We start from the raw sequence: 6,756 nt of genomic DNA, 5'->3' as shown, positions 1-6,756 counted from the left end.
GAGGAAGCTTAACATAGCCCTTCAATACCAAATTTTATTTCCAAATCCCATTCGATACCAGAAATTATCTAAAAAAAGTATGAATGCACAACTAACCCACGAGGAAATCGACTCGGCACGCGAGTTATTGCAGGAATATCAACCAGCAAACAAAGCCATTGATGCTATAGAACGTCATCATGGTAATCTTGAGACATCGTTTGAGGAACTGTGGATTGAGAAAAATGGTACATCCACAACAAAGGAAAAGAAAAGCCTCTGGGAAATCACATTAGAAGTTTTACGTGAGGAAATTTGTAGTGATGAAGGATTTCGCGCTCGTCTCGGCGAATATACTAAAAGTCCGGAAAACGCAGTATTATTAACTACGGCAATTACATCATTAATAGCTTTAACAGCTATTCCTATCGATCCATCAATCGCCACTATTATTATTCTCTACATTCTCAAAATTGGCTTGAATGTTTATTGTAAATATACTGAGCCAGGTGATAAAGGAGTAAATTTAGCACCAGTAAATTAAGCTTCATGCAAAGGCGACAACTTCGTTGAGCTAGGCTGAGGTAACGCTCCGCGAACGCTAATACAATCAGCACAAAACCCCAAACACTGAAAATGCGATCGCAGCAATAATCGATAGCTTATATGCTCAATTACCTTGATAAAATCTATGCATTCTATGTATTAATGTTTACTAAAATAAGAAACAGATGACTTGGGATTTTATTCATCGAGGAGAAATCAGCTTTCCTGATTATTGCTGCACTACCAATCTTTAATATCCAATCCCCACTTAAAATAAACTTAAAATAAAAATAGAATCGCCTCAATTAACATATAGACTCATGAATAAAAAGCTTAAACCAGATTGGGCAGGCGAAGACGTGCTTTCCCAATTTGTTAACTTGCTCATCCAAACCAAGCCTATCTACAAGGTGATGAAACACCAGGCTCGGCAAGTTATTATCAAAACGGCTGAAAAAAATGGCGTACCTTGGCGCAAAAATTATGAGAAACTCGCAGCATCTCCTGTACAGCACCACTTTGACGCTGTAACTAATCCCCAAGTAACTTACCCCGACTATTACAAAGTGCCATTCCATGCCTATTCGGAGGGGAATCTGTGTTGGAAGGCAGCCTTGGAAGCACCTAGCGCCACTTATTCAATGGCTTTGCGCGTATGGAAAAATGAACCCCTAACCTGGCAAGCCGCACATGACAGATTACGTGGTAGTTTTCACAACATTTTGGGATTATATGCACCTCAAAAGGTTGAAGATATTTTAGATGTTGGTTGTTCGGTGGGTATTTCCACCTTGGCACTACATCGATATTACCAAAATAAACAAAATCACCCTGTTCGCACTGTCGGGTTAGATTTATCACCTTACATGCTAGCGGTTGCGAAAATTCTTGATGTTAACAACGAAATATCCGAGTGGTTGCACCTACAAGCGGAAAATACCGGACTTGCAGATAAATCCTTCGACTTAGTAACGCTGCAATTTCTCACCCACGAACTACCCAGCGCAGCCTCAAAAGCAATTTTTCGAGAGACTTATAGATTACTACGTCCCGGTGGCGCGATCGCAATTGTTGATAATAATCCCAAATCTCCCGTTATCCAAAATCTTCCTCCTGTTCTCTTTACTCTCATGAAAAGCACTGAGCCTTGGAGTGATGAATATTACACATTTAATATTGAAGCAACTCTGGAAGATATTGGTTTTGAGTCAGCATTAACAGTAGACAGTGACCCACGTCACCGAACAATTGTTGCCAAAAAACCCTTGTAATAAAAACTACTGTCACCAAGGAAAGCATGAAAATATCTCTCAGGCGATCGCTGCTATCATTCTCAGTAATTTAGAGAATTGTGTTTAGGGGTTGCTGAAATGTTACGGAAGATTCTGACTAGTGATGACTCCATCTAACTGGATATGATCCCAATCACCATCTTGAATCGGCTTACCTGCATAATAAAATTGCACACCCTTAATCCAATTTCCTTGATAGTTCGGTTGGACAAAAGTTCGTGTTAACGTCGCAGTTGTTGCATAGCCGCCTGCACTACCTTGGAAATAACCATAACGCCAACTTTTTCCCGAACAACCGGGAATTGAAGGAGGTGTATTTCCTGCTTTTACCCAAGGATGTTCATCCAAATTCACTGTCGCAATCCCGTCTTTTATGCTTTTGATTTCTATTGGTAAATCGCAAAATTTATAACGGGAAATTAGGGTAGATAATTTCTCTAGCTGTTGGGTTTGGTTGAGCTTAGAGTCAAAACTGACATACAAATCGGTTTGCACTGCGCTTGCCTGTTCATCTGTCCCGTAGACTGTGAGGGGTTTTGCGTTTCCTGGTGTTCGATATAAATATTCTGTGAGCATCCCGCCACCAAAAGCAACTGCCGCAACTACTAATAAACTTATCCAGAGCGTATATTTATTCTTTAACATATCTCAACCTCTACTTTTACTGTTAGCACTAAGAGATATTGAGTGATGCATCTGGCGCTGATGAATAAATATGAGTGTCATGCATCTCCTATTATTAAGTTAGAGAATAGTTATAAATAGGTAATATCTATTCTTAATGTAGGAGATAATTTTGAGAATCTTGTGAGGATCATGCCATCTCTTGCTTGATAGATGTGACGGCTAAATTTAATCCAATACAGTTCAGTTAAGGCTTTTTCAGTTGATGTATTGAAAAAACCAAGAATTGGCAGATAATCCCCTAAACCCCCTACAGATTACAATTAAAATTTCTCCACGTCTCTAAGTCCCGAAGTCCCCGCGTCACTTTTAATGATGAGGTATTCCACCAGACATAATAATTTAGTATTCTTCACCCCTAATTTTGACTCCTACTTCCGATTCACGCATAGGCAAAGTGATGGGATTTGGAGGTTGTGGGGCTGTAATTTCCTTAATAGTTAATTTCTTATTGTTGACAGCAAAATTATCTCTTTGATTAATCAGGTAAATACTAACTAAAGTTAAGCCAACACCCGACCATTGTACTGTTGTCAAGACTTCCCCAAGTAATAAATTACCAAATAACAATGCAAATACAGGAGTTAAAAAGGTCAGAGAACTCAAACTCGTCAGACTTCCACTCGAAGCAAAATAGAAAAATAAAGCATAGGCGATCGCACTACCAAATATTGTCGCATAACCCAAGGCTAACCAGTCGGAGGTGACTAAACCACTCCATTGCTCTGTCTCCGAGACTGCGGAGATACCCCACAAAGGCAATCCACCCAAAATCATATGCCATCCCGTTGCCGTCACTGGATCAGCATATTTACAAACGAACCGAATCATCACTGTTCCCACAGCCATTGATAAAGCTGCCAGCAACATTAACGATTCACCGCTATCCAGTAATAAATGTAAATTCGATTGTAAATAATTAACTGCTTCACTCGCTGAAAGTAAAGGAAGATGCAAACCGGAATGGGAAAAAACTGGACTGGAGAACAAGCTTAAAATCCACTCATCGGGTAAACCAATACAACTAATACCCGTAACACCCAGAGCTAAACCTAACCATCCCCACAACCCAATCCGTTCTTGAAACAACCACAACGACATTAAAGCGACTGCAATCGGCTGGGAGTCAATCATTACCGAACCTAAACCAGCCCCAGTGCGAACTAAACCTTCAGCCAGAAAACCTTGAAACAAACTTCCATCCACCAGCGCAAACAATCCAATCCAACACCACGCTTTCCAACCTTGCGGTTGAGGTTTACCCCTGGATGCAGCAAAAATCAAAATTAAGATGCCAGCAGGTAAAATTCGTATCCCTGCCATAAATAAAGGTGAAGTATGGGCAATTGCACCTTTCATTGCTACCATCGCCGTTCCCCAGAGGAAAAACGGTGCGATTAATAATAGCGGAGCTAGGGGAAGTCGCGATGCACGCTCGTTCATTTGCATGGGGTTGCTGAAGCCTTATGTTTCACAAAATGTAGTTGCTTTAACTAATTTTACCGAAACATTTCATTTTGTGAAGGAAATAATACTCAGCGATACTACTCGGTTAAGGTTGAATCAGACTTTGGGGTGATTCAGTTCACCATGACTCCGTAATTATTTCTTTTTCTCGGCTTCTTTTTGTGATTCTTCGCTGTAGTGCCGATATAGTTTTGTCCGAATCTGTGCTTCTTCATAGCGACTGTGGTTAGGTGGAACCTTAGCCATTAAATCTGATGCTCTTTGCCAGTTAGCAGCCAATTGTAACCACTGAGTCGAGGTTTTTGCCTTTTTACCAACTTCTGCTGCTTCATTGGCAATTCTGACGGCACTGGCAAAATAATCTGGCGATCGCATTGCCCTATTTTGATTGGTTTCTCCAGATGATTTTTCTGATGTTAACTGGTTGCTACTTTGGGAATCTAAGGACTTGCCTGCTGGTATAAATGATTGGGAATTCGCTGGTTGCTGTAATTCCTTTAAGCGATCGCCCAGTAAAATATATACAGCGACACTAACCATTGCAAAAAACATGCATATACTAGTCGCCAGTAATATCCATCCCCAGACAGAATTTTTTGGTTTATTTTTATTAGTAATTATTATTGAATGCGAAGGACTCACCTTGGGAAAATTAGTTTTTGCAGTTTCCATTTTCCGCTCTTGCAAATCCTGAATTAATTGCTGAAAAAAGCCAGGTTTCTCTAAAACAATTTCCTCTGACCAAAGTAATTGATTTTCTGGATCACGATGAATTTCCTCTAGCCAAAGTAATTGTTGTTCGCGAACAATGCGGGAATTAATATTGATTCGATAAATATTTCTCGGCGCAATTGATTTGAGAATTTCACCTATTTGTGCCACTAAAGTTGTCTTTTCCAGCTGTTCTTGGGTATCAGCTTCACATAGGAGCTGCAAAACACCATTATCGAACATTGCCCTAGTTCTGACACCTGAATCTGCCAGTCTTTGGTTTAGCACCTGAATAATGGCTGCAACACTGCCTTGTTGCGCTTGCCAAAAGATATCGTTAATCCTATCTACCATCATTGGGGTTATGTTTATAGCCCTTATACCCTAAATTGTTAATTAATAAATTAAAGATATTGCAGCTCGTGTTATTTAAAGCACAAGCCTATTCTTCGATTGTATGGGGAAAAGATCATGTTGCCAAATAAAGAATCAGCTAAAACTTTTCCTGGCTGTGGCAATCTACAATCGTTATTTCTTAACTTACCCAAAAGTAAACCAAAAGTAACGTTAGGGTTGTTAAAGGTAATCCAAAACGCAAATGTTCCCAGAAGGTTAGACGATAACCCAAATCTGCTGCCGCTTCCACAACTATCAAATTTGCCACAGAACCAAATAAAGTTAAATTACCTGCAAGGGTTGAAGACGCAGCCAGTAATAACCACGACTGAGGATTATCTTTGGGGATTAGGGGTTCGAGGAGTAACACAGCCGGAACGTTAGAGATTAAATTAGAGACAATAGAAGTTACAGTAATTAAACCAGCAGATGTATCAATGACTTGAGTAAAGGGTTGAATGAGATTTAATTTTTGAGTGACTTTGCTCAGGATAAATAACCCGGAAAACATCACAAGTAAATTCCAATCTACTTTTTTGAGGATGCGCTGAGGTTTCAGACGACGGGTGATTAATAATAAACTGGCGGCAACTAGGGCTGATTGGGCTAAAGGTAAACCTGCTGCAAAGGCTATTAACAGTCCAGTTGTAATAATGATAGTTTTATTGAATAAAGGCTGATAAATAAATGGCTTGCTGATGTTCAGCTTTTCGCTGGATTGATTCACCGCCAAAGGCGATCGCACTTCTGGATACAATAGCCACAGTAAGATAATTTGAATTGCCATACCTGCTACAGCAATTGGTAGCAATGCTTTGAGAAAATCAAGATAGGCAATGCCAGAAAACGAAGCAATCAAAATGTTTTGGGGATTGCCACTCAGGGTTGCAACCGAACCAATATTCGTCGCTGCTGCCATTGTCAATAAATAGGGGATGGGATTCAAATTTAAGGCTTGAGTCAGAGTCAAAGTTAGCGGAGTTAGAACCAGCGCTAGTGTGTCATTGAGAAAAAACGCTGACATGACACCGCTACCAAGAGTTAAAGCTATCAACAATCCAAACGGGCTACGAGTAAAACCCAATAACACCAATAACGCACGCGGAAAAAATCCCGCATAGGTTAAGTTCGCATTAACTACCATCATGCTCAACAAAAATACGATGGTATTGGCATCTATCGCTTGCCATGCACTCTCTAAATCTATTACCCCTAGAACAATTAAAAAACTTGACCCCACTAGGGCGATAGTAGCGCGATTCATTCGTAAGCCGGGAATATAACCCATGCCTAACCCCAGGTAGGTTAGCCCTAATATGCTGTAGGTTAAAAACTTGAGGACAATCACTAATCTTTAGTGTAATATTTATTACTTTTGTTTTTGGAAAGCAGTAGCATAGCTCACTTTTTACCTCTGTTAATTCCCATAAAATCAACTTAGTCAACTATTTTGTAATATCTGGGAACCTATCTAATCGTATTTACTTCTTTTGTGAATGGAGAATTTTCCAAACCACAAACCAGTATTAATACTTACTATAGGTATTAATCTATGATAAAGTCATTTATTCACACAAAAAACTGTGCATAAAACGGACATATATATGTCCAAAGGTAGATGTCTTTATTAAAATCTTAAGTATGTCAAGTTATGAACAAAATTGTAACCCCTGACTACCAT

Annotated in this window: 6 protein-coding genes; 2 read left to right on the top strand and 4 right to left on the bottom strand. The window is 39.6% G+C overall.

The window, feature by feature from the left end:
• The first annotated feature begins 79 nt into the window (after positions 1–79).
• Both VB733_RS11315 and VB733_RS11310 read left to right on the top strand, forming a co-directional pair.
• Positions 80–523 (top strand): hypothetical protein, encoded by a 444-nt coding sequence (locus tag VB733_RS11315; RefSeq protein WP_323340182.1) that lies wholly within the window; start codon positions 80–82, stop codon positions 521–523.
• A 322-nt stretch (positions 524–845) separates the two neighbouring features.
• Positions 846–1,796 carry a class I SAM-dependent methyltransferase gene (locus tag VB733_RS11310; protein ID WP_323340181.1) on the top strand — a complete coding sequence of 317 codons (951 nt, stop codon included), beginning with the start codon at positions 846–848 and terminating at the stop codon, positions 1,794–1,796.
• A gap of 102 nt (positions 1,797–1,898) precedes the next feature.
• On the opposite strand, the gene VB733_RS11305 is transcribed toward VB733_RS11310, so the two are convergent.
• The 4 genes from VB733_RS11305 to VB733_RS11290 form a co-directional block, all read right to left on the bottom strand.
• A complete protein-coding gene (locus tag VB733_RS11305) occupies positions 1,899–2,462 on the bottom strand; it encodes a hypothetical protein (RefSeq protein WP_323340180.1) in 564 nt (187 codons plus the stop codon).
• A 381-nt stretch (positions 2,463–2,843) separates the two neighbouring features.
• Positions 2,844–3,950 (bottom strand): DMT family transporter, encoded by a 1,107-nt coding sequence (locus tag VB733_RS11300; RefSeq protein ID WP_323340179.1) that lies wholly within the window; start codon positions 3,948–3,950, stop codon positions 2,844–2,846.
• A gap of 153 nt (positions 3,951–4,103) precedes the next feature.
• Positions 4,104–5,033, bottom strand: coding sequence for a hypothetical protein (locus VB733_RS11295; protein WP_323340191.1), 930 nt, complete (start codon positions 5,031–5,033; stop codon positions 4,104–4,106).
• 181 nt (positions 5,034–5,214) lie between these two features.
• Positions 5,215–6,363: an anion transporter gene (locus tag VB733_RS11290; RefSeq protein ID WP_416336312.1), complete on the bottom strand. Its 1,149-nt coding sequence runs from the start codon at positions 6,361–6,363 to the stop codon at positions 5,215–5,217.
• Positions 6,364–6,756 lie beyond the last annotated feature (393 nt).

Source organism: Calothrix sp. UHCC 0171 (assembly GCF_034931845.1).
Lineage (GTDB): Bacteria > Cyanobacteriota > Cyanobacteriia > Cyanobacteriales > Nostocaceae > Brunnivagina.
This window is presented reverse-complemented; position numbering and strand designations above follow the sequence as displayed.

Coding starts and splice junctions, on each gene's coding strand:
- VB733_RS11290 (WP_416336312.1), bottom strand. CDS start 6,363: ATGGGTTATATTCCCGGCTTACGAATGAATCGCGCTACTATCGCCCTA.
- VB733_RS11315 (WP_323340182.1), top strand. CDS start 80: ATGAATGCACAACTAACCCACGAGGAAATCGACTCGGCACGCGAGTTA.
- VB733_RS11295 (WP_323340191.1), bottom strand. CDS start 5,033: ATGGTAGATAGGATTAACGATATCTTTTGGCAAGCGCAACAAGGCAGT.
- VB733_RS11300 (WP_323340179.1), bottom strand. CDS start 3,950: ATGCAAATGAACGAGCGTGCATCGCGACTTCCCCTAGCTCCGCTATTA.
- VB733_RS11305 (WP_323340180.1), bottom strand. CDS start 2,462: ATGTTAAAGAATAAATATACGCTCTGGATAAGTTTATTAGTAGTTGCG.
- VB733_RS11310 (WP_323340181.1), top strand. CDS start 846: ATGAATAAAAAGCTTAAACCAGATTGGGCAGGCGAAGACGTGCTTTCC.